21 protein-coding genes are annotated in these 20429 nt (G+C 65.7%); 16 read left to right on the top strand and 5 right to left on the bottom strand.

Translation table 11 applies throughout. From position 1 onward, the window contains the following. Positions 1 to 22: 22 nt before the first annotated feature. The 3 genes from ASF18_RS10320 to ASF18_RS10310 are packed head-to-tail and all read left to right on the top strand — an operon-like array spanning position 23 to position 3917. Complete coding sequence (locus ASF18_RS10320) at positions 23 to 2758, top strand: sensor histidine kinase KdpD (RefSeq protein WP_056351289.1); 2736 nt, start codon at positions 23 to 25, stop codon at positions 2756 to 2758. Further along, positions 2755 to 3456: a response regulator transcription factor gene (locus ASF18_RS10315; protein ID WP_056351287.1), complete on the top strand. Its 702-nt coding sequence runs from the start codon at positions 2755 to 2757 to the stop codon at positions 3454 to 3456. The genes ASF18_RS10320 and ASF18_RS10315 overlap by 4 nt, the downstream gene beginning before the upstream one ends. Next, positions 3453 to 3917: a PTS sugar transporter subunit IIA gene (locus ASF18_RS10310; protein WP_056351285.1), complete on the top strand. Its 465-nt coding sequence runs from the start codon at positions 3453 to 3455 to the stop codon at positions 3915 to 3917. The genes ASF18_RS10315 and ASF18_RS10310 overlap by 4 nt, the downstream gene beginning before the upstream one ends. Before the next feature lie 27 nt (positions 3918 to 3944). On the opposite strand, the gene ASF18_RS10305 is transcribed toward ASF18_RS10310, so the two are convergent. Beyond that, complete coding sequence (locus ASF18_RS10305; protein WP_056351283.1) at positions 3945 to 4175, bottom strand: hypothetical protein; 231 nt, start codon at positions 4173 to 4175, stop codon at positions 3945 to 3947. A gap of 569 nt (positions 4176 to 4744) precedes the next feature. Here ASF18_RS10305 and ASF18_RS10300 point away from each other — a divergent pair. The 5 genes from ASF18_RS10300 to ASF18_RS10280 all read left to right on the top strand — a co-directional run bounded on the left by ASF18_RS10300 (position 4745) and on the right by ASF18_RS10280 (position 7271). Then, on the top strand, positions 4745 to 4945 hold the full coding sequence (locus tag ASF18_RS10300) for a hypothetical protein (protein WP_056222462.1): 201 nt from the start codon (positions 4745 to 4747) through the stop codon (positions 4943 to 4945). A gap of 181 nt (positions 4946 to 5126) precedes the next feature. Beyond that, positions 5127 to 5636, top strand: coding sequence for a ferritin-like domain-containing protein (locus tag ASF18_RS10295; RefSeq protein WP_056222947.1), 510 nt, complete (start codon positions 5127 to 5129; stop codon positions 5634 to 5636). A 361-nt stretch (positions 5637 to 5997) separates the two neighbouring features. After that, the gene (gene rplM / locus ASF18_RS10290; protein WP_056184577.1) at positions 5998 to 6459 is read left to right on the top strand and encodes a 50S ribosomal protein L13; all 462 of its coding nucleotides are present in this window, start codon (positions 5998 to 6000) and stop codon (positions 6457 to 6459) included. A 2-nt stretch (positions 6460 to 6461) separates the two neighbouring features. Continuing rightward, positions 6462 to 6941 carry a 30S ribosomal protein S9 gene (gene rpsI / locus ASF18_RS10285; RefSeq protein ID WP_056222465.1) on the top strand — a complete coding sequence of 160 codons (480 nt, stop codon included), beginning with the start codon at positions 6462 to 6464 and terminating at the stop codon, positions 6939 to 6941. Positions 6942 to 7019: 78 nt separating this feature from the next. Beyond that, positions 7020 to 7271 carry a hypothetical protein gene (locus tag ASF18_RS10280; RefSeq protein ID WP_056351282.1) on the top strand — a complete coding sequence of 84 codons (252 nt, stop codon included), beginning with the start codon at positions 7020 to 7022 and terminating at the stop codon, positions 7269 to 7271. Positions 7272 to 7275: 4 nt separating this feature from the next. On the opposite strand, the gene ASF18_RS10275 is transcribed toward ASF18_RS10280, so the two are convergent. Then, positions 7276 to 7779, bottom strand: coding sequence for a hypothetical protein (locus ASF18_RS10275; RefSeq protein WP_056351279.1), 504 nt, complete (start codon positions 7777 to 7779; stop codon positions 7276 to 7278). Positions 7780 to 7999: 220 nt separating this feature from the next. On the opposite strand from ASF18_RS10275, the gene argC reads away from it, so the two are divergent. Next, positions 8000 to 8938 carry an N-acetyl-gamma-glutamyl-phosphate reductase gene (argC, locus tag ASF18_RS10270; RefSeq protein ID WP_056351277.1) on the top strand — a complete coding sequence of 313 codons (939 nt, stop codon included), beginning with the start codon at positions 8000 to 8002 and terminating at the stop codon, positions 8936 to 8938. Between the two features lie 832 nt (positions 8939 to 9770). Further along, positions 9771 to 10304: a MucR family transcriptional regulator gene (locus ASF18_RS10265; protein ID WP_056351275.1), complete on the top strand. Its 534-nt coding sequence runs from the start codon at positions 9771 to 9773 to the stop codon at positions 10302 to 10304. 800 nt (positions 10305 to 11104) lie between these two features. Here the strand turns inward: ASF18_RS10265 and ASF18_RS10260 are convergent. Both ASF18_RS10260 and ASF18_RS10255 read right to left on the bottom strand, forming a co-directional pair. Next, positions 11105 to 12397 carry a hemolysin family protein gene (locus tag ASF18_RS10260; RefSeq protein ID WP_274534758.1) on the bottom strand — a complete coding sequence of 431 codons (1293 nt, stop codon included), beginning with the start codon at positions 12395 to 12397 and terminating at the stop codon, positions 11105 to 11107. Between the two features lie 197 nt (positions 12398 to 12594). Next, positions 12595 to 13035 (bottom strand): PaaI family thioesterase, encoded by a 441-nt coding sequence (locus ASF18_RS10255; protein WP_056351272.1) that lies wholly within the window; start codon positions 13033 to 13035, stop codon positions 12595 to 12597. Positions 13036 to 13177: 142 nt separating this feature from the next. Here ASF18_RS10255 and ASF18_RS10250 point away from each other — a divergent pair, with 142 nt between their 5' ends. Both ASF18_RS10250 and ASF18_RS23665 read left to right on the top strand, forming a co-directional pair. After that, positions 13178 to 13597, top strand: coding sequence for a CoA-binding protein (locus ASF18_RS10250; protein ID WP_056351270.1), 420 nt, complete (start codon positions 13178 to 13180; stop codon positions 13595 to 13597). Positions 13598 to 13797: 200 nt separating this feature from the next. Continuing rightward, the gene (locus tag ASF18_RS23665) at positions 13798 to 14718 is read left to right on the top strand and encodes a hypothetical protein (RefSeq protein ID WP_156649769.1); all 921 of its coding nucleotides are present in this window, start codon (positions 13798 to 13800) and stop codon (positions 14716 to 14718) included. Between the two features lie 540 nt (positions 14719 to 15258). On the opposite strand, the gene ASF18_RS10245 is transcribed toward ASF18_RS23665, so the two are convergent. Further along, positions 15259 to 16575: an MFS transporter gene (locus ASF18_RS10245; RefSeq protein ID WP_244472655.1), complete on the bottom strand. Its 1317-nt coding sequence runs from the start codon at positions 16573 to 16575 to the stop codon at positions 15259 to 15261. 344 nt (positions 16576 to 16919) lie between these two features. On the opposite strand from ASF18_RS10245, the gene ASF18_RS10240 reads away from it, so the two are divergent. From ASF18_RS10240 to ASF18_RS10230, 4 genes are all read left to right on the top strand, one after another. Continuing rightward, positions 16920 to 18200: an O-acetylhomoserine aminocarboxypropyltransferase gene (locus ASF18_RS10240; RefSeq protein ID WP_056351268.1), complete on the top strand. Its 1281-nt coding sequence runs from the start codon at positions 16920 to 16922 to the stop codon at positions 18198 to 18200. A 69-nt stretch (positions 18201 to 18269) separates the two neighbouring features. Further along, positions 18270 to 18443 carry a hypothetical protein gene (locus ASF18_RS23660; RefSeq protein WP_156389653.1) on the top strand — a complete coding sequence of 58 codons (174 nt, stop codon included), beginning with the start codon at positions 18270 to 18272 and terminating at the stop codon, positions 18441 to 18443. A 62-nt stretch (positions 18444 to 18505) separates the two neighbouring features. Then, a complete protein-coding gene (locus tag ASF18_RS10235; protein WP_056222496.1) occupies positions 18506 to 18928 on the top strand; it encodes a response regulator in 423 nt (140 codons plus the stop codon). 37 nt (positions 18929 to 18965) lie between these two features. Further along, positions 18966 to 20261, top strand: a complete 1296-nt coding sequence (locus ASF18_RS10230; RefSeq protein ID WP_056351265.1) for an aminotransferase class I/II-fold pyridoxal phosphate-dependent enzyme — start codon at positions 18966 to 18968, stop codon at positions 20259 to 20261. The last annotated feature ends 168 nt before the right edge of the window (positions 20262 to 20429 follow it).

The raw sequence follows: 20429 nt of genomic DNA, 5'->3' as shown, positions 1-20429 counted from the left end.
CACGTGGGATGAGGGACTTTCCATGAGTGAGGATGTCCGCGAGCGCCAGCGTCCCTCGCCCGAGGCCTTGCTCGACCGCGCGCGCCGGGACGAGACGGGACGGGGCCGCCTCAAGGTCTTCCTCGGCGCAGCTCCCGGGGTCGGCAAAACCTACGAGATGCTCACGATCGGCCGGGCTCGCCTCAAGGGCGGGACCGACGTGGTGATCGGCGTCGTGGAGACCCACGGCCGCAGCGAGACCGAGGCCCTGATCGAGGGCTTCGAGGTCGTTCCGCGCCGGCGGGTCCCCTACCATGACAGCGTCATCGACGAGATGGACCTCGACGCTTTGCTGGTAAGACGCCCGGCCCTGGCGCTGGTCGACGAACTCGCTCACACCAATGCGCCGGGCTCGCGCCATCCCAAGCGCTACCAGGATGTCGAGGAATTGCTCGCCGCCGGCATCGACGTGCACACGACCCTCAATATTCAGCACGTCGAGAGTCTGAACGATGTCGTTGCGCAGATCACGCGCATCCGGGTGCGCGAGACGGTGCCGGACGGCATCCTCGACCGGGCCGACGACATCGAGGTGGTCGACCTCAATCCCGACGACCTGATCGAGCGCCTGAAGGCCGGCAAGGTCTACGTGCCCGCCAATGCGGAGCGTGCCCTACGCCACTACTTTTCCCGCGGCAACCTGACCGCTCTGCGCGAACTCGCCCTGCGGCGGACCGCCGATCGGGTCGACGACGAACTCCTCAGCCACATGCAGGCTCATGCCATCGCGGGACCCTGGAGTGCCGGGGAGCGGGTCATGGTCTGCGTGAGCGAGGATCCGCGCTCAGCCGGCCTCGTCCGTTACACCAAGCGTCTGGCCGATCGCTTGCACGCGCCGTGGACTGCCGTCACGGTGGAGGGCGCGCGGAGCCTCGGCCTCAGCGAAGCGGACCGCGATCGGGTCGCCGACGCCCTGCGCCTCGCCGATCGGCTGGGCGGCGACGCCGTGACCCTGCCGGGGAGCCGGCGCGTCGCCGACGACCTCCTGGCCTATGCCCGGGGCGCCAACGTCAATCACATCGTCGTCGGCAAGGCGACGCGGTCCTGGCTGTTCGAACTCTTCAACGGCTCGGTGGTCCACGATCTCGTGCGCCGCAGCGGCGCCATCAGCATCCACGTCGTGCCCGGTGAGACGTTGCCAGCGCCCGTCTCCCCCAAGAGGGTGGCGACGGCCCCGGTCCGACCCGCCGTCGACGGCGCCGGCTACGGTTTCGCCGCCCTGGCCATCCTCGCCGGCCTCGGCCTTGCCCTCGGGCTGCAGCCCTACCTCGGGGTCGAGAACGCAGACCTGTTCCTGCTCACCGCGGTGGTGGCGGTCGCGGCGCGCTTCGGCCTGGGGCCGGCGCTGTCCGCCGTGGTCGCCGCGTCGCTGGCCTACAACTTCTTCTTCCTGCCGCCGGTCTACACGCTGACCATCGCCGACCCGACCAACGTGGCCGCGTTCCTGCTGTTCACCCTGGTTGCCGTGCTGGTCTCGAACCTCGCCGCCCGGGCTCGGGCGGTGGCGGTGGTCAGCCAGCGCCGGGCGCGGGCGACGGAGCGTCTCTACGGCTTCAGCCGCAAGCTTTCCGCCTGCGGAACCCTCGACGACGTTCTCTGGGCGACCTCCGCGCAGATCGCCGCGATGCTGCACGTACGGGTCGTGCTGCTGCTGCCCGAGGGCGACACGGTGACGGTCCGGGCCGGGTATCCCCCCGAGGACCGCCTCGACGCGGCGGATCTTGCCGCGGCGCAGTGGGCTTTCGCGAACGATCGGCCGGCGGGACGCGGGGCCGATACGCTTCCGGGTGCCCGTCGTATTTTCATACCGACGCGAACAGGTCGCGGTCCCATCGGGGTGATCGGTCTCGACGCGGACGGTAGCGGACCGATCCTCACGCCCGAGGATCGACGGCTGTTCGATGCCCTCGCCGACATGGGCGCCCTCGCCATCGAACGGGTTCGCCTCGTGGAGGATCTGGCGCGGGCGGAACGCGATGCCGAGACCGACCGGTTGCGCCAGGCCCTGCTGACTTCGATCTCCCATGACCTGCGGACACCCCTGTCCTCGGTTCTCGGGGCCGCCACGACCCTGCGCGACCTCGACGCCGATCTCGGCCGGGAGGCGAAAGGCGACCTTCTGGCGACGATCATCGCCGAATCCGAGCGGCTGAACCGGTTCATCGTCAATCTCCTTGACATGACTCGGCTCGAGGCCGGCGCGGTTGCGGCGAACCTGACCGCACAGGACGTGGCGGAGATCGTCGACACCGCCCTGCGCCGCCTGGGCGCGATCCTGGCCGAGCACCGGGTCTTCCTGGACCTTGCACCGGATCTCCCGGCCCTTCGCCTCGACCCGGTCCTGTTCGAACAGGTCCTGGTCAACCTCCTCGACAACGCTGCGAAGTACGCCCCGGACGGCTCGACCGTCACGGTGACGGCGCAGATCGTCCCCGGCCCGTCCGGCGGGCCGTCCCAGGTCCGCCTTCAGGTCATCGACGCGGGCGACGGCCTGCCGGAGGCGGAGCGGGAGCGGGTGTTCGACAAGTTCTATCGCGCTCGGAAGGGCGACAGCGTGCGGGCCGGGACCGGACTCGGCCTCGCCATCGCCCGTGGCTTCGTGGAGGCGATGGGCGGGACGCTCACGGCGGGCAACCGGCAAGACCGCAGCGGCGCCGTCTTCACCCTCCTCTTCCCGGTGCCCGCCACGAGCGCCACCGCCTCGGACCTCGCCGCATGAGCCCCGCCGTTCTCGTGGTCGATGACGAGCCGCCCATCCGCAAACTCCTGCGAATGGGGCTGGCAACGCAGGGCTACACGATCTTCGAGGCGCCGAACGCGCGCGTCGCTCTTGAGATCCTGGCCCGCGAGACGATCGACCTGATCATTCTGGACCTCGGCCTGCCGGATATGCGCGGGCATGATCTTCTTCGTCGCATCCGCGAGGATCATCGCGACCTCCCGGTGGTAGTCCTGTCGAGCCGCGACGACGAGCCGGGCAAGGTCGAGGCCCTCGACCTCGGCGCAGACGACTACGTCACCAAGCCCTTCGGCATGGGTGAACTCCTGGCACGCCTGCGGGCGGCCCTGCGTCATCAGCTGGCGGTCCAGGGCGAGCGCGCCCTGTTCGAGATCGACGGCCTCAGCGTGGACCTCGTGCGCCGCATCGTCCGCGTCTGCGGCGCGGAGGTGAAGCTGACGCCGCGGGAATACGATTTCCTGCGGGTCCTGGTGCAGCATGCCGGAAAGGCCCTGACCCACGCCCAGCTGATGAACGCGGTCTCGACCTCGTCCGACCCGCAATATCTCCGGGTCTACATGCGCCAACTCCGTCAGAAGCTCGAGGCCGATCCCGAGCGCCCTCGGATCCTCCTCACCGAGACCGGCGTCGGCTACCGCCTGCGCGCGCCCGACGATGGGGGCGGACCAATCCGATGACCGTCGACGATCTCTTGCCCGCGGACCGCGTCATCTGCGGTCTGCGAACGGCCGGGAAGGCGGCGCTCCTCGTCGACCTGGCGCGCCGGGCGGCGCTCGCCCTCGGGCGCGAGGCGGCGCCGATCCGCGCGGCCCTGGCGGCGCGCGAGAGCCTCGGCTCCACCGGGATCGGCGACGGCATCGCCCTGCCGCATGCGCGCCTCGACGGCCTGGACCGACCCTTCGGGTTCCTGGCCCGCCTGCGCGATCCCCTCGACTTCGAGGCCATTGATGGGTGTCCCGTGGACCTCGTCGCGCTCCTGCTCCTGCCGGCGGACCCCCGGGACGTCTCGGTGACTGCGCTGGCTTGCATCGCCCGGCGGCTGCGCGATCCGGACGTCGCGGTGGCCCTGCGCACCGCCCGTGACGCGCCGGGATTGCACGCTGCCCTGCGCCGGAATGGGCTCGGGACCGGCGGTTGAGAGCCGGTCCGAACGCCGTTCGCTCCCTCAGATCCGAAGTTCGACGCGCTCCACCGCGATCCTGACGGCATCCGGTCGATGCGCCGTCGCCTCCACCGCATAGTGCAGCGCGGCCTGGCAGGTGCGGAACAGGCCGCCGGCCCGGCCATGGACTTCGATGGCCACCCAGCACCCCCGCCCGTCTTGGCCGATGACAAAGCGTGGCGTGTCGGGGCCCGAGATCGGGCTGACGGGCGTGACCGGACGGGGACGGGGCATGGATGGCTCGTGGGTTCGCACGATCCCGGTGTCGGATCGCAGGAGGAATTTGCGTCGCGGCGCGTGAGGGTTCGAGCGGCAACGAGGCGTCGTTTCATAAGGGTCGCATCAGGATCCCTTGGCCCCCTCGCAGCCGCGCCGGCCCCGGATGGCCGATGTGGTTTGCGGGGCTGGCCGGCTCGCGCACGATGCGGCGACGGGACAGCACCTCGGATGTGCCGCTGGTCCCGAGACGACAGGCCCCCTTCGCCTGAAGCGCCTCATGCTCCCGAACCGTCCTAAGGGGATCCGGTCTCTGAGTCGGGGGGCTCGCCATGCTGCGATCGGCCTCGCTCGCCTGCGACGGGGGCGAGCCTGACCGGCCGGGTCTCGGGCGGCTTCTGTTGCGGTGCCCTTTTTGCGGCGGAGGGGCTGATCCTCGGGATCTCCCGGGCCGACGCCGACTCCTGTTGGGCCGGGTCTACCTTCTCGAGGACCGTCTGAGATTGCGCTGCTAGCCGCGCGGACCTTGACCCCGGCGCACCGGCGCGGGAAGGCAGCCCCACGGACCGGAATGAAGGAATGCCGCGATGGCCACGCCCCGCGACCTGAAGGTGCAGATGGCGGGCGAGACCCGCGCCCGCGAACGGGCTCAGGCCCTGGCCGCGACCCAGGCGGCGCGCGCTCAGCGTGCCGAGACCGCGGCGCGCGCCACCGAGGCCGAGCGCGATGCGTGGAAGGCGCGGGCGCTGGCCGCGGAGGCGGAACTGGAGCGGCTGCAGCGAGGCTGAGCGTGGCCACATCTCCACGTCGATGCGGGTCAGCGGTTTGCGACCGTGGCGCTCCTCGATGCTGGCATGTCGCGGCGGCGGCACCCACAGATGTCGCAGGTTGCGCCGGAACATGAGCCGCGATGGAGATCTTCTCGTAACGACGGCGAACGCCTTCGCTACCGATCAGGAGACGAGAAACGTGGCTATTGAGACGCGCGAAATCTATGTCACGGCTCTGAAGAACACGCATGCACTCGAGATGCAGGCGCTTCAGATCATGGAGCGGCAGGTCGAGCGCTTGCAGCGCTACCCCGAGATGGAGGCGGCCCTGCGCCGTCATATCGAGGAGACGCACGGTCAGCGGACCCGCCTGGAGGAAGCCCTGCACAGCCTTTCCGAAAGTCCCTCGAGCCTCAAGGAGGGTGTGCTCGGCTTCGTCGGAAACATGATGGCGCTCGGGCATATGCCCGCCCAGGACGAGATCCTGAAGAACGCTTTCGCGAACCATGCCTTCGAGAACTTCGAGATCGCGGCCTACGAGTCGCTCCTCGCCATTGCGGAGGCCGCCGGAGAGCAGACGGCGCTTACGGGATTCCAGCAATCCCTGCGGGAAGAAGAGGCGATGGCGCGCAAGGTACGCGACCTCGTGCGTCCGACCACCCTGCGCTACATCGAACTGACCCTGGCCGGGGACAAGGCGGACCGCTGATCTCGCAAATTACCCGGCCCAGTCGGTTGCCCTGCACGTTCGCTCGTCTGTGCGTGCAGGGTGCGTTCGCGTGACAGACGCCGCGTCTTCCTGACGACGAATCGCTCGCTCAAGGGCCTTCCGTGAGGCCTTGAGGAGCACGAGACGAGATCCCCGCGATCAGCGGATCGTCATGCGGTAACCCGATACCTCGTGCTCGAAAGGCTTGAAAGATCGCACCTTTCGGCGTTTCACTGGCGTGGAAGAGAGCCTGTCCGTCTTGACGAAACGCAGTTGGCGGCCTAATGCAGCCGCCAACGCCGTCGCGTCCCGCACGCGACGGCGCATCGTTTTGTCCAGACACCATACGGAACGCCACGGGATGAAGACCTTTTCTCTGAAGCCCGCCGACGTCGACAAGAAGTGGATCATCGTCGATGCAGAGGGCCTGGTCGTCGGCCGGCTCGCCTCCATCGTCGCCATGCGCCTGCGCGGCAAACATAAGCCCGCGTACACGCCCCACGTCGATTGCGGCGACAACGTCATCGTCATCAACGCCGAGAAGGTGAAGTTCACCGGCCGCAAGCGCGAGCAGAAGGTGTACTACCACCACACCGGCTACCCGGGCGGCATCAAGGAGCGCACGGCCAAGTTCATCCTCGACGGTCGCTTCCCCGAGCGCGTCGTGGAGAAGGCCGTCGAGCGCATGCTCCCGCGCGGCCCGCTCTTCCGTCAGATCATGGGCAACCTCCGGGTCTACAAAGGCTCCGAGCATCCCCACACCGCCCAGCAGCCGCAGGCGCTCGACGTCGGCAGCCTCAACCGCAAGAACGTGAGCGCTTGATCATGGCGACCCTTCAGTCCCTCTCCGACCTGAACCGCGCGAACGTCGAGTCGCCGGAGAACGCCGCCCCGGTCCACGTTCAGAAGCTCGACGCCCAGGGCCGCGCCTACGCCACCGGCAAGCGCAAGGACGCGGTCGCCCGCGTCTGGATCAAGCCGGGCACCGGCAAGGTCGTCGTCAACGGCCGCGCCGTCGAGACCTACTTCGCCCGTCCGGTGCTGCGCATGATCCTGCGCCAGCCCCTGCAGATCGCGAACCGCGTCGACCAGTACGACATCACCGTCTCGGTGCATGGCGGCGGTCTGTCGGGCCAGGCCGGCGCCGTGCGCCACGGCCTCTCGAAGGCGCTGACGTACTACGAGCCGGAGCTGCGTTCGCCGCTGAAGCGTGAGGGCTTCCTCACCCGCGACAGCCGCGTGGTCGAGCGCAAGAAGTACGGCCGCAAGAAGGCCCGCCGCAGCTTCCAGTTCTCGAAGCGCTAAGCGCTTCCTTCGAGATGTGTCTGGTCAGGGCGGCTTCGGCCGCCCTTTCCTTTTTGAGCCTCAGAAAGACGAGTCCCCATGGCCAAGCCCTTCCGACGCGTGACCGAGCCCGACGCCTCCGCAGTGACCCTCTGTCTCGCACAGGTGGACGGCGCGACGACGGGGGAAGTGAAGCTCGCCGACGGCTGCCTCTTCAGCACCACCGGCACTCTTCCGGTCGCCCAAGCCTTCGGCATCGCCGTCCATGTCGCGAACGAGAGCGATCGTGAGATCGTTGTGATCGACCCGCACAACGTGTGGCAACCGTCCTGGGGAACGCTGGTCGCCTGATGGATCAGGCGTGAAGGGCGCGCTCGAGTTCGCTCTTCGACATCTTCGAGCGTCCCGGAATGTCCTTTTCCCGTGCCGCCTTCATGAGGTCCGCCTTGGTCTTACCGGATTGGGATTTACGCGCTGCGGCGGTCTTCTTCGCGACGTCGGAGGGCTGCTTCGAGAACTGCTTCCCCTTGGCCGAATCGGCCCGCTTCTTCTTCGACGACCGGTCGTATTCGGACTTGGACACCGAATCGCGCGCCTTCCTGGGCAGGTAGCGCTCCCCCGTCTCGCCGCTTTTCTTGCCGGACTTGGTGTCCCACTCTTCCTCGGTCCACTGCTTCAAGTGGTTGTCGTCCGACTTCTTACCCTTGTAGCCGCCGCCGGCATCCTTGTAGGCCTTGGTCGCAGCCTGCGCCTTGCGTGCCGACCATTGTCCGGGTTTTCCGCACTTGTCGGATGCTGTGACCTCGTTCTTCACCTTCTCCCAGAGCTTGGGATCACTCTTCTCCGCGCTGGCCGACATTCGCTGTTCCTCGATTGCTGGTTCCTTTGGCCCATAACAGGCCAGTCGACGGCGCCGTTCCAGGCAAGGCGAAACGATACACAGGCTTGATCGCCCGTCATCCGCCCTTCTTCGAGCGTCGCGAAGACATTGACTTGACGAAGCGTCCCGGCCACGTGGCGCATACGGGTCGATGCAGGATGCGTCTTCGTCGACTCGACGAAAAGGATATCAGGTGTCCATGAGCGAGAACGGTGTCGGGCGGAAGCCCACGGTCTTCATCGACGGCGAGGCAGGGACCACCGGTCTCGGAATTCGCGAGCGACTCGAGCGCGACGGCCGCATCGCCCTGAAGAGCATTCCGCATGAAAGCCGCAAGGACATCGCGGTGAAGCGCAACCTTCTGCAGGCGGTCGACCTCGTTGTGCTGTGCCTCCCCGATGCCGCCGCGAAGGAGACCGTTGCCCTGGCCGACACGTTGCCGGGCGGCGGGCCCCGCATTCTCGACGCCAGCACGGCCCATCGGGTCGATCCGGCCTGGGTCTATGGCTTCGCCGAACTCGACCCCCTCCAGGCGCAGGCGATCCGGGAAGCACGCCGCGTGGCCAATCCCGGCTGTTACCCGACCGGCGCGATCGCTCTGCTCCGCCCCCTGGTGGAGGCCGGGCTGATCCCCGCAAATTACCCGATCAGCATTAACGCGGTCAGCGGCTACAGTGGTGGCGGCAAGACGATGATCGAGACCTACGAGGCGGGACAGGGGGAGCCCTTCCTGCTGTACGGCCTGGGTCTCGGCCACAAGCATCTGCCCGAGACCCAGGCTTATTCCGGTTTGACGCGGCGGCCGATCTTCATCCCGTCGGTGGGGAACTTTCGGCAGGGCATGCTGGTGAGCGTGCCGCTGCACCTCGATACCCTGCCGGGCTCACCGAATGTCACGGATCTGGAGACCGCCCTTCGTGCCTATTACGCGGGGCAGGATCTCGTCCGGGTGATCCCCGCCGACGAAGATGAGCGGATCGAGCCGGAAGCCCTGAACGACACCGACCGGCTCGAATTGCGGGTCTTCGGCAAAGACGCCTATGGACAAGCCGTCCTCGTTGCTCGCCTCGACAATCTCGGTAAGGGGGCATCGGGGGCAGCCGTACAGAACATCACCCTGATGCTTGGGCTCGACTGAACGCCTCGGAGCGCACCCCTGCCCCGTTCGCTTGGGGCGCTCTCTCGGGTAGGGACGGTACACGTCGAGAAGGTCGTACCCGACACGGGATGCGTGTGCCGCGTCGCCACCGGATTCGTGTGCCGAACGCCGTAGCTGTGCTGCGCGGGCCGACGCTGTACCAAAGCCTCGATCGACAACACTTTACCCTGATCACAGACAGGTTCTCATCCACGTGAGATCGCTGCGGCCTTCGTGAAGAAGAACTATGGGCAAACCAGAAAATGGCGACCCACCTTCCTCACCGACGATCTGTGGTCAGATGCCGGCACGGCCTTCCCCAAGCATTTCTGGCTGATGCTGTACGAACTCTCCTCCATTCATTGCGAACACCGTAAAAGTGTTCTATCGAACGCAACGTTATGTCCGATGGTCGGTCCGAATCTTGTGGGAGACCGTCGGAACAGCAGTCGATGCTCTCGATGAGGCGCGGATTTCCGTCTGTCCGCGTAGGGTGAAACCGCCGTTTGCGAACGCGTCAACAATGCCGAGCGTTCTTTGAGGGACGGATTCGGTCAAAACCCGATCCTGTTGCGCTGACGGAATGGTTTGTTCCAGCATCGTCTCTCGGATCATGCGTAGATTTCCGCTCCTGCTCGATCCGTGATGGTCTTGTTGGGCAACTGGAGCGCGACTGCTGCAAAGTGTGCAGGCGATACGCGAAAAATTGATAAATGATCCACATGGACAGGATGAAAAATCGCTCATTCTGTGATGTAACATCTTGCTTGCAAAAAGATCTGAGCCTACGCTTCAAGACAACATCGGCTCTTATGCAGATTGGCTACGAAACATGACCGAAACAGACAACGACGCAGCTCGACTCATCACCCTGGCCGCCGACATCGTCTCGGCCTACGTCAGCAATAATCATGTACAGAGCGCGGAGCTTCCTAAGCTGCTCAGTGATGTGCATGAGGCGATCCGTGGCGTCACCGCCAGTGGCACGCCGGCAGCCGAGGCGGGTCCGCCGAAGGCGACTCCCCAGGAGATCCGCCGCTCGATCACAGCGGACTATCTGATCAGCTTCGAGGACGGAAAGCAGTACAAGACGCTGCGTCGCCACCTCACCCTGCGTGGCCTGACGCCCGAGCAGTATCGGGCCAAGTGGGGCCTCGCGCCCGACTATCCGATGACTTCGGCAAGTTACTCGGAGCAGCGTTCCGAGTTGGCCCGAGCCCTCGGTCTCGGTCAGCAGCGCCGGAAGGGTGTAGCCAAGAGCGCGCCGGAGGAAACCGTGTCCGCTCCGCCGCCCGAGGAGGAGGCCGCCGAGGTCCCGCAAGCCGAAAAGAAGCGTCGCGGCCCGCGCAAGAAAGTCGACGCCTGAGTTTGGATCAGGTCTGCACGCGCCAAGGTGCGTGCAGACCGTTTTCGACATGGTCTGCACCGGCGATGGGGCGCTGATCGGGTTTCCGCTCGGTCCGCGCCGCTCGTGTTGTTATCCGGTCCGCCTGCTTGCGTGACGTGCCGATGTCTTGAGCCAGCGCTCGCCTCGCAACTCGTCCCATCCGGAGTTTTGGAGGAGTACGTCTGCGGGCTTGCACCCTTCGCTTCATATCGGTCGAGCGCGTGCGCGTCAGCGAGACGCTTGTGTCGTGCGATCCTGTAACCGCTGCGGCTCCGGTGCGGCGTTTGCCATGAGGCCCCCGCCCTGCACAGGTCAGCGCGTCCGTAGCCCTCCGATCGAGCCGCTGTAGAGCGCTCTCGCCGGCGCCTTCGAGCGTCGGCTCTCCCGAGGAGGAGCGAGGCGCAGTACGTGCCATGGCTCGGCAGAAGCGCCGTGACTGCCCGGCTGGTGCCCTTGCGGAGGTCGGGGTGGCCGGTTGAACCTCGCAGGCCGCGGGTCATCGGTTGGTCCCCTCGGCGGACCTCCAGATCCGGTGCTTGCAAGACGCCCTCGCCCTCCATTTCGCGTGGTGCGTGAGGGGGACGACTCGCCATTCATGCGTCGTCCTATGAGCCCGAACGCGCGCATGCCCGTCGCTCCCGCGAGCGGCGAGGTCCTCGAAGGTGCCCTGGAAACCGCATTCGGCGCGGCCTCCCGGCCCCCGTGGGCGTCAACGCGATCCGCCAAGGGCGCGGCTTGCCGTCGATCGTGCGCAGCTGTCCCCCGAACCCGCTGGGCCCTCAGGACAGGGGCGTCGCCAAAACCTTGTCGATGCGGCGGCCGTCCATGTCGACGACCTCGAAGCGCCAGCCATGCGACTCGAAGTGGTCGCCGGTGCCCGGGATCCGGCCGAGGCGGAAGATCACGAAGCCGGCGAGTGTGGTGAAGTCGTCGGAATCCGGATGCTCGGCGAAGGCGAGGCGGTCGAAGGCCTGCGAGGCCGGCATCATGCCGTCGATGAGGAGCGAGCCGTCCTCGCGCTCGACCACGTTCGGCTCGTCGCCGACTTCGGGGATGTTTCCGGCGATCGCCTCCAGGAGATCGGTCTGCGTCACGATTCCTTCCAGGCTGCCGTACTCGTCGACCACCACCGCCATCCGCACGGGCTTGGCCTGGAAGGTCTCCAGCACGGCGAGGATCGACATGCTCTCGTGCACGACGATCGGGGGCTGGGTCACGGCCAGGACGTTGACGGGCTTGCCGTCGAGCAGCTGGTTGAGCAGGTCCTGCTTGCGCACGACGCCGACGATCTCGTCGACTTCGCTGCGGCTCACCACCAATTGGGCGTGGTCGCAGGCGCGCACGGAGGTCAGGATGGCCTCCGGCTCCTCGTCGGCATCGACCCATTCGACCTCGTGGCGCGGGGTCATGATATCGCGCACGCGGCGCTCGCCGATGGAGAAGATGCGCTGCACCGCCTCCTGCTGCGCCTCGCGGATCAGGCCGGCCTCCTGGCTCGCCTGGACCAGGAGGTTCAGTTCGGCGGTGGAGTGCAGCGAGCCCTCGCCGTGTCCCGTCTGCAGGCCGAACATCCGGACGACGCCGTTGCCGAGGCCGTTCAGGAAGAGGATCGCCGGGCGGAAGACGAAGAGGAAGACCCCCAGGGGCCGCACCACTGCGAGGGCCGTGCGCTCGCTGCGCTGGAGGGCGAGGCTCTTCGGGGCGAGCTCGCCCAGCACGATGTGCATCGCCGTGATGATGACGAAGGAGATGACCACCGCGATGGTGTGGGCGGCCGTGGTGCCGACGGGCTCCGGCAAAAAGCTCAATGCCGGCACGATGATATGCGCCAGCGCCGGTTCGCCGACCCAGCCGAGGGCCAGGGAGGAGATCGTGATGCCGAGCTGGGTCGCGGCCAGGTAGGCGTCGAGCTGATCGGTGGCGCGCTGGAGCGATCGGGCGTTGGTCCGTCGCTCGGAAACCAGTTCGGCGACCCGGCTCTTGCGGACGGAGACGAGGGCGAATTCGGCCGCCACGAAGAACCCGTTGGCGAGCACGAGGGCAAAGACGGCGAGGAGGCCCAGGCCGGTCACCCATACATCGTCGGAAATCGTCGTCTCCCCTGGTCAGCGCCGGATCTCTACCAGCTACGCGCGAACCGGGCCACAGCGAACCCGCGGGGCGAAGCGGTCCGGTGGTCCACCGGTTGGAAAACGCCTGCGTATACCGCGCGGGTCGTGTCGAGGTCGCGGGGGTTCGGGCTCGGCGTCGACCCCGTCGCGCGTCGCCCTCAGGCCCCCGGCGGAATCGCGTAGGTGCCGGTGGCGTGGCAGACCAGGGGATCGCCGTCCGGGCCGGTGATGTGGACTTCGCCGACGGCGAGACGGCGGCCGAGCTTGAGCAGGCGGGCGGTCCCGAGGAGTCCGGTGGGCCCTGGCTTGCGCAGGAAGTTGAAGCTGAGGCTGGTGGTGACGGCGAGCGCCACGGGGCCGAGGCTGGCCAGGATCGCCGCGTAGAGGGCGTAGTCGGCCAGCGCCATCATGGAGGGGCCGGAGACCGTGCCGCCGGGGCGCAGGTGACGGTCGTGGTGGTCCATCCGCATCCGGGCGAGGCCGGGGCCGACCTCCACGAGGTGATAGGTCCGGCCCCCGGCCTCCATCTGCGGGAAGGCCGATTCGAGGAAGGCCACGGTCTCTTCCAGCGACAGGGCCTGAGGCAGGGTCTCGGACATGGACGGACACTCCGGTTCATCGGGCGGCGACCGACCCGAAGACGCGGGTTCCCCGCGCGACGACTGGACAACGCTTCGCGCGTCTGGGGCGAGACCCCGCGAAGCCTTGCAGCACGCCCCCGCTTGCCCGACAAGATCGGGGATGCCCCAGTCCCACGATGCCTACGACCCCGCCCTGATCCGCCGGGTCCTCGCCGAGACCCGGACCATCGCGCTGGTCGGCGCCTCGGCCAACCCGGCCCGGCCGAGCCACCACGTCATGGCCTTCCTGCTGGAGCGCGGCTACCGCGTGATCCCGGTCAATCCCGGGCTCGCCGGACAGGTGCTTCAGGGCCAGCCGGTCTATGCCCGCCTCGCCGACCTGCCCGAGCCCGTCGACATGGTCGAGATTTTTCGGAGTTCCGACGCCGCCGGCGGCGTGGTGGACGAGGCGCTGGCCCTCCCCCAGCCGCCGCGCTTCATCTGGATGCAGATCGGGGTGCGGGATGATGCTGCCGCCTCGCGGGCTGAGGCGGCGGGGTGTGTTGCAGTGATGGATCGGTGCCCGAAGATTGAGATATAAATTTGATTTACTTCTCCACAGGTAAACTTAACTTATATATATAGTAATAATCTTTTTAGAACAAGGGTAATATCTTACATAGTTAGGAGATCTATTTTTGCATCAAAATCTCTGTATTTTCTAAAATATCGCTTCCACTTTTCAAATTCCTCTGCATTATACCTTAGGTTGTAGCGCGTTTTGCGCTTGGGAGGAATTTTATGGCGTCCTCAATTGGGGTTAGAATTTATACTATCAATCTACACAAGAGATCAGATAGTTCTTTACTGTCTCTGGATTCAAAACTTGCTAAGGAACCTCCGGCGCAGTTTATTTTTAATTTCATTAAAGGTCACGCTACCCCTACACGAAACGACACTGCGGAGAGAAGTTGGTACTTCGAAAGTAAAGAGGCAAACGAATTCGATAATAAAGGGTATTTGCATTACGGTACGTTTGGATTTGAAAGTAATTTTGTTGATACAAAAACGAAGACGCACAATTATCGACGGAAGGTTACTGACGTCGAAGAGATTCCCCTTTTCTATGAATTTTGGTTTCCCGAAAATTCAAATACTGCATTTGTTGCATTTCAATCTTTTCAAGGCCGCTCTTGTGTTGGTTTAGTCCTCAGCGCCATAAAAGAGCTATTTGAAGAGAATAACGGAAGCATAAAGTTAATTTTTACAAAATTAATGCCAAGTAGTATTCGGGGTGGAATGTATAGAGATGCTGAAATAAAGCGCCTTCGTCTTGTAAAAAAGAACTATAATAGTGACATCGCGAGTCGTCAGCTTGGTGGGGATATTCCAGAAACCATTGATTACGAGGTTACTTTTACAGCAAGAAAAAAATCATACCTTGGGCGACTAGGGTCTCTAGCAGATTCAATGAAAAAAAACGGCCCAGGCTTGATGATGCATGAGGGTATCAACTTTGATGAAGCAGTTGCGGAAGTTAAAGTTGGAAACAAACTGAGGCGGGTTGGCGTCTTTGGACGTAATACGGATGCTGGAGTTATCGATTTATCGGCAGATATTAAAAAGGGATTAGATGGTCATCCGACGTTCGATTCTCTCAGCGGCGAAGTGGATGCTTTACTGCAAGATTTCTATATAACACTTGGGGATATTAAGCGATGAAGGTCGATTTCAGACAGATAGTCAAGGATCATCTTCTAACTCTGCGGGACAGTAATAGTAATCGACTGTCGATGATTGATATATTTATATTTTTTGCTGTGCCGTTTATCTTAGCGTCTTTGACTCTCTGGATAAATCCAGCTCTCAGCAAAGAGTTATATAATATATCAATTACTTTTTTTGGAATTTTTATTGCACTTTTACTGAATATCCAAGTCGCAATATTTGGGATTTTCCAACGCGCTTGGACGAGGCCCCAAGACGAACGGCTTGCAAGAATGCAAGAGCAAAAGCTTACTTGGAAAAAAACTTTACTTCGAGAGATAAATTCAAATATTTCTTATTTAGTGCTTTTCTGTTGCTTGGTTCTATTCGTTTTTGTAGGACTTTACATATTCGATGCAACTTCGAGTATATTTTCTTTTACGATAACATTAATTTACACGCACTTTCTACTTACGCTCTTAATGGTAGTGAAGAGATCTCATGCTCTATTCCAAGTAGAATATTCTTAAAATATTTTTGTCATGATAATGCTTCTTAGATTTCAGTAATTTTACTTGTCTCCTGCATCAACGCCACGGCCAGAAAACTAATCCCAGCCGCCACCGCCAGATAAAGCCCAACCCAACCCACACCACCCCACTCGCTCAGCCGCTGCGCCAGGTACGGCGCAGCGGAGGCCCCCAGGATGCCCGCGAGGTTGTAGGTCACGCTCGCCCCGGTGTAGCGCACGCGGGTCGGGAAGAGCTCGGGCAGCAGTGCGCCCATGGGGCCAAAGAGCCAGCCCATGGCGAAGAGGCCGAGGCACAGGAAGCCGAGGACGAGGCCGCCCTGGCCGCTGCCGAGCATCGGGCCCATCAGCAGGCCGAGGCTGGCGGTGAAGACGAGGCCGGAGAGGAGGACGGGGCGGCGGCCGTACCGGTCGGCGGCCCAGCCCGAGAGGGGGATGCCGAGGCCCATGAACAGCACGGCCACGCATTCGAAGAGCAGGAAGGTCGGCCGGGTGAAGCCGAGCGTCGAGACGCCGTAGCTCAGGGCGAAGACGGTGGAGAGGTAGAACACCGCGTAGCAGGCCACCATCGCGAAGGTGCCGAGCAGGGTCGCCCGAATGTACTTCGTGAAGATCACCGCCAGCGGCACCTTTTCCGGAGCGGCTTTCTCCAGGGCGGCCTTGAAGACCGGGGTCTCGGTGAGCTTGAGGCGGACATAGAGCCCGACGCCCACGAGGACGGCGCTCGCCAGGAACGGGATGCGCCAGCCCCAGGCCTGGAAGTCGGCGGGGCTGAGGGCCAGGGCGAGGCCGAGGAAGCCGAGATTGGCGGTGATGAAGCCCACCGGCGCCCCGAGCTGCGGGAAGATGCCGTAGAGGGCGCGCCGGCCCGGGGGCGCGTTCTCCACCGCCAGCAGGGCCGCCCCGCCCCATTCGCCGCCGAACCCGACGCCCTGGCCGAAGCGCAGGACGCAGAGGGCGAGCGGCGCCCACCAGCCGGCGGTGGCATAGGAGGGCAGGCAGCCGATCAGCACCGTCGACAGGCCCATGATCATCAGGGAGGCTACGAGGGTGGCCTTGCGCCCGACCCGGTCACCGAAATGCCCGAAGAACGCGGCGCCCAGGGGCCGGGCGATGAAGGCGATGGAGAAGGTGGCGAAGGCGGCCAGGGTCTGCACCGCCGGATCGCCGGGCGGGAAGAAGATCGGCCCGATCACCAGGGCGGCGGCGGTGGCGTAGACGTAGAAGTCGTAGAACTCGATCGCGGTGCCGACGAAGCTGGCGATGAGGATGCGCGCGGCCGGGACGGCCTCGGCGGGTGTCGTCGGGCGGGTCGCGGCGGGGCGGAGGGCTGTCTGGCTCATGGCCGGGGCCTTAGCGCAGGCGCGACCGGCAGGATAGCGCTGGTTTCCTAGAGCGGGCGGAGCGTTGGCGCGCATCGCCTTCTCCCCCCCTGCGGGAGAAGGTGGCCCGCGAAGCGGGTCGGATGAGGATGCGCCCCAATCGGAGAGGGTGCCCCCCTCTCCCGCCTGCTCCGCGGGCACCCTCCCCCGCGGAGGGGGGAGGGTCATCGCGTGCCTTGACCCCCTTCCCCGTCCGGCATAAAGAACCAGCGTTCGTTTCAGCGGATGACGCCCCCTTCCGTCGGTCGCGGCCGAGGCGTAGAGGGTGGGCGTGTGCGGGCCGGCGGGCCCGGGAGGTTTTTGCGATGACCGATCGTCTGCCCGGCTTCAACACGCGGGCCATCCATGCCGGCGCCCTGCCCGACCCGACCACCGGGGCCCGCGCCACGCCGATCTACCAGACCGCCTCGTTCGTCTTCGACGATGCCGAGCACGCCGCCTCGCTGTTCGGGCTCGAGGCCTTCGGCAACATCTACTCGCGCATCACCAACCCCACCAACGCGGTGCTGGAGGAGCGCGTCGCGGCCCTGGAGGGCGGCACCGCCGCCGTGGCGGTGGCCTCGGGCCACGCCGCCGAGTTCCTGGTGATGCACGCGCTCATGCAGCCGGGCGACGAGTTCATCGCCGCCGACCGGCTCTACGGCGGCTCGATCAACCAGTTCAACCACTCCTACAAGAACTTCGGCTGGAACGTGGTCTGGGCCGAGACCGACGACCCGTCCTCCTTCGAGCGCGCGATCACGCCGCGCACCAAGGCGATCTTCTGCGAGTCCATCGCCAACCCGGGCGGGGTCATCACCGACATCGCGGCGCTCTCGGAGATCGCCAAGCGCCACAACATCCCGCTCATCGTCGACAACACGATGGCGAGCCCCTACCTGATCCGCCCCTTCGAGCACGGGGCCGACATCGTCGTGCACTCGGCGACGAAGTTCCTGGGCGGCCACGGCAATTCCATCGGCGGCCTCGTGGTCGACGGCGGCACCTTCCCGTGGGTGGGCGACGCGCGCTTCCCCATGCTGTCGGCCCCGCGCCCGGAATATGCCGGCAAGGTGCTGGCCGAGACCTTCGGCAACTTCGCCTTCGCCATCGCGGTGCGGGTGCTGGGCCTGCGCGACCTCGGGCCGGCGCTCTCGCCCTTCAACGCCTTCCTGCTCCTCTCGGGCATCGAGACCCTTCCCCTGCGCATGCAGCGCCATTGCGACAACGCGCTCGCCGTGGCGACCTTCCTGCAGGGCCATCCGGCGGTGTCCTGGGTCAGCTATCCGGGCCTGGAGACCGACCGCTACCACGCGCTCGCCCGGCGCTACACGCCGCACGGGGCCGGGGCGGTCTTCACCCTCGGCCTGAAGGGCGGCTACGAGGCCGGCGTCAAGCTCGTCTCCGGCCTGAGCCTGTTCTCGCATCTGGCCAATATCGGCGACACCCGCTCGCTCATCATCCACCCCGCCTCCACCACCCACCGCCAGCTCACCGACCCGCAGCGGATCGCCGCCGGGGCGGGGCCCGAGGTGGTGCGGCTCTCGGTCGGCCTCGAGGATCCACAGGATCTGATCGCCGACCTCGACGCCGCGCTGAACGCCTGAGCGGGGCGGTGTTAACGGTCTCTTTACCATGTTGGGCCGAGGCTCGCGGCGCGATCACCGGAGGTGGCGATGTCGGCCTTGGCTTCGATGGACTGGGCATTCGTGGAACAGATCAGCGACGCGGCGGCGTTCCTGGCCATCCTGGCGACCCTCGTGGGGCTGGCGATCGCCTTCGCCCCGGAGTTGCCCGGGCGCCGCGTCACCGCTCCGGTGAAACGGATGCGCGACACCGGCCGTTGTTGACGACACCCTTGGCGGGGCCTAGGCCCCCGTCTCACCCCTGTCGCGAGATCGTCCGGCCGCCGATGACGCAGAACCCGCCAGAGAGGCAAGCCTCGACAGAGACGCAAGATCCGACGGATCTGCCTGTCGTTCTCCTCGTCGAAGACGACGGGCTGCTTCTCATGGAAGCCGCCGACACGCTCGCGGATGCCGGCTTCGAGGTTCTGGAGGCGAGCCACGCCGACAACGCCCTCTCGGTGCTGGAGAGCCGCGGCGACGTCGACGTGCTGATGACCGACGTGGACATGCCGCGCGGCTCCATGGACGGCTTCGCCCTGGCCCGCCTCGTGGCGCATCGCTGGCCCTCCATCCCCGTCCTCGTCGTCTCCGGCATGGGCACCCCCGGCCCGCACGACATGCCCGACGGGGCGCGCTTCATCCCGAAGCCCTACGAGCCCTCGACCCTGGTCCGGACCCTGCGCGCCTTCACCCACCGCGCCGCCTGACCGCTCACCGCGACCTCTTCACAGACGGGAGGCCCCGATGGCCACCGAGACCCAGACCCATCGCTTCGCCACCCAGGCGATCCATGCCGGCGCCGCCCCCGACCCGGCCACCGGCGCCCGGGCCCAGCCGATCTACTTCACCAACGGCTTCGTCTTCGAGGACACCCAGCAGGCGGCGGACATCTTCGCCATGCGCCGGACCGGGTTCTCCTACTCGCGCGGCTCCAACCCGACGGTGGCCGCCCTGGAGCGCCGCGTCGCCGCGCTGGAAGGCGCCAAGGCCGCCGTCGCGGTGGCCTCGGGCCAGTCGGCCGTGCTGATGGTGCTCATGACCCTGATGAAGAGCGGCGAGGCTTACGTCGCCTCCTCGCGCCTCTTCGGCGGCTCGCTCGGCCTGATGAACCGCCTCGACGGGCGCTACGACCTCAAGCCCCAGTTCACCAAGGGCCTGACCCCGGCCGATTTCGAGGCCGCGATCACCCCGGAGACCCGGGCGATCATCTGCGAGTCGATCGTCAACCCCTGCGCCACCGTGATGGATCTGGCCGGCATCGCCACGGTGGCGCGCCGCCACGGCCTGCCGCTCGTCGTCGACAACACCCTCGCCTCGCCGGCCCTGATCCGGCCGATCGAGCACGGGGCCGACATCGTCATCCACTCGACCTCGAAGTTCCTCGGCGGCTCCGGCCAGACCATCGGCGGCGTGATCTGCGACGCCGGGCGCTTCGACTGGGCGGCGATCCCCGGCCGCTACAACCTGATGAGCGAGCCCTGGGCCGACTATGACGGCCTCGTGCTCACCGAGCGCTTCCCGGACTTCGCCTTCGCCTCGGCCTGCCGCGTCTTCGGCATGCGCGAGCTCGGCCCCGGCCTGTCGCCCATGAACGCCTTCCTGACGCTCACCGGCATCGAGACCCTGCCCCTGCGGATGGAGCGGCACTGTTCGAACGCGAAGGCGGTGGCGGCCTTCCTGAAGGACCACCCGGCGGTGGCCTGGGTCAGCTATCCCGCCCTCCCCGGCCAGGAGGGCGAAGCGATGGCCGCCCGCTACGTGCCGCAGGGGCCGGGCTCGATCTTCACCGTGGCGCTGAAGGGCGGCGAGCCGGCGGCGGTCCAGTTCATCATGAGCCTCAAGCTGATCTCCCACCTCGTGAACATCGGCGAGATCAAGTCCCTGGCGATCCACCCGGCGACCACGACCCACCGCCAGCTCAGCCCCGCCGACAAGGCCGCCGCCAAGGTCGGCCCCGAGACGGTGCGCCTCTCCATCGGCCTGGAGAGCGTCGAGGACCTCATCGCCGACGTCGATCAGGCCCTGGCGCAGATCGGCTGAGGGCCGCGCGCCCGACGGGACGGCTCAGGTCAAGCCGACGCCGATGACCTCGCCCTCCATCAGGGAGAAGCGGATGCCGGACCGGCGCAGCGCGTCCACGGCTCGGTGGCGGGAGCGCTGCGCGATCGCCGCGACGTTCTCCTCCATGCGCTTGACGGTGGAGAGCGA

It is taken from the genome of Methylobacterium sp. Leaf89, assembly GCF_001422215.1.
In the GTDB taxonomy this organism is placed as follows: domain Bacteria; phylum Pseudomonadota; class Alphaproteobacteria; order Rhizobiales; family Beijerinckiaceae; genus Methylobacterium.
The sequence above is the reverse complement of the archived record's forward strand: the minus strand, read 5'-3'. Positions and strand labels throughout refer to the sequence as shown.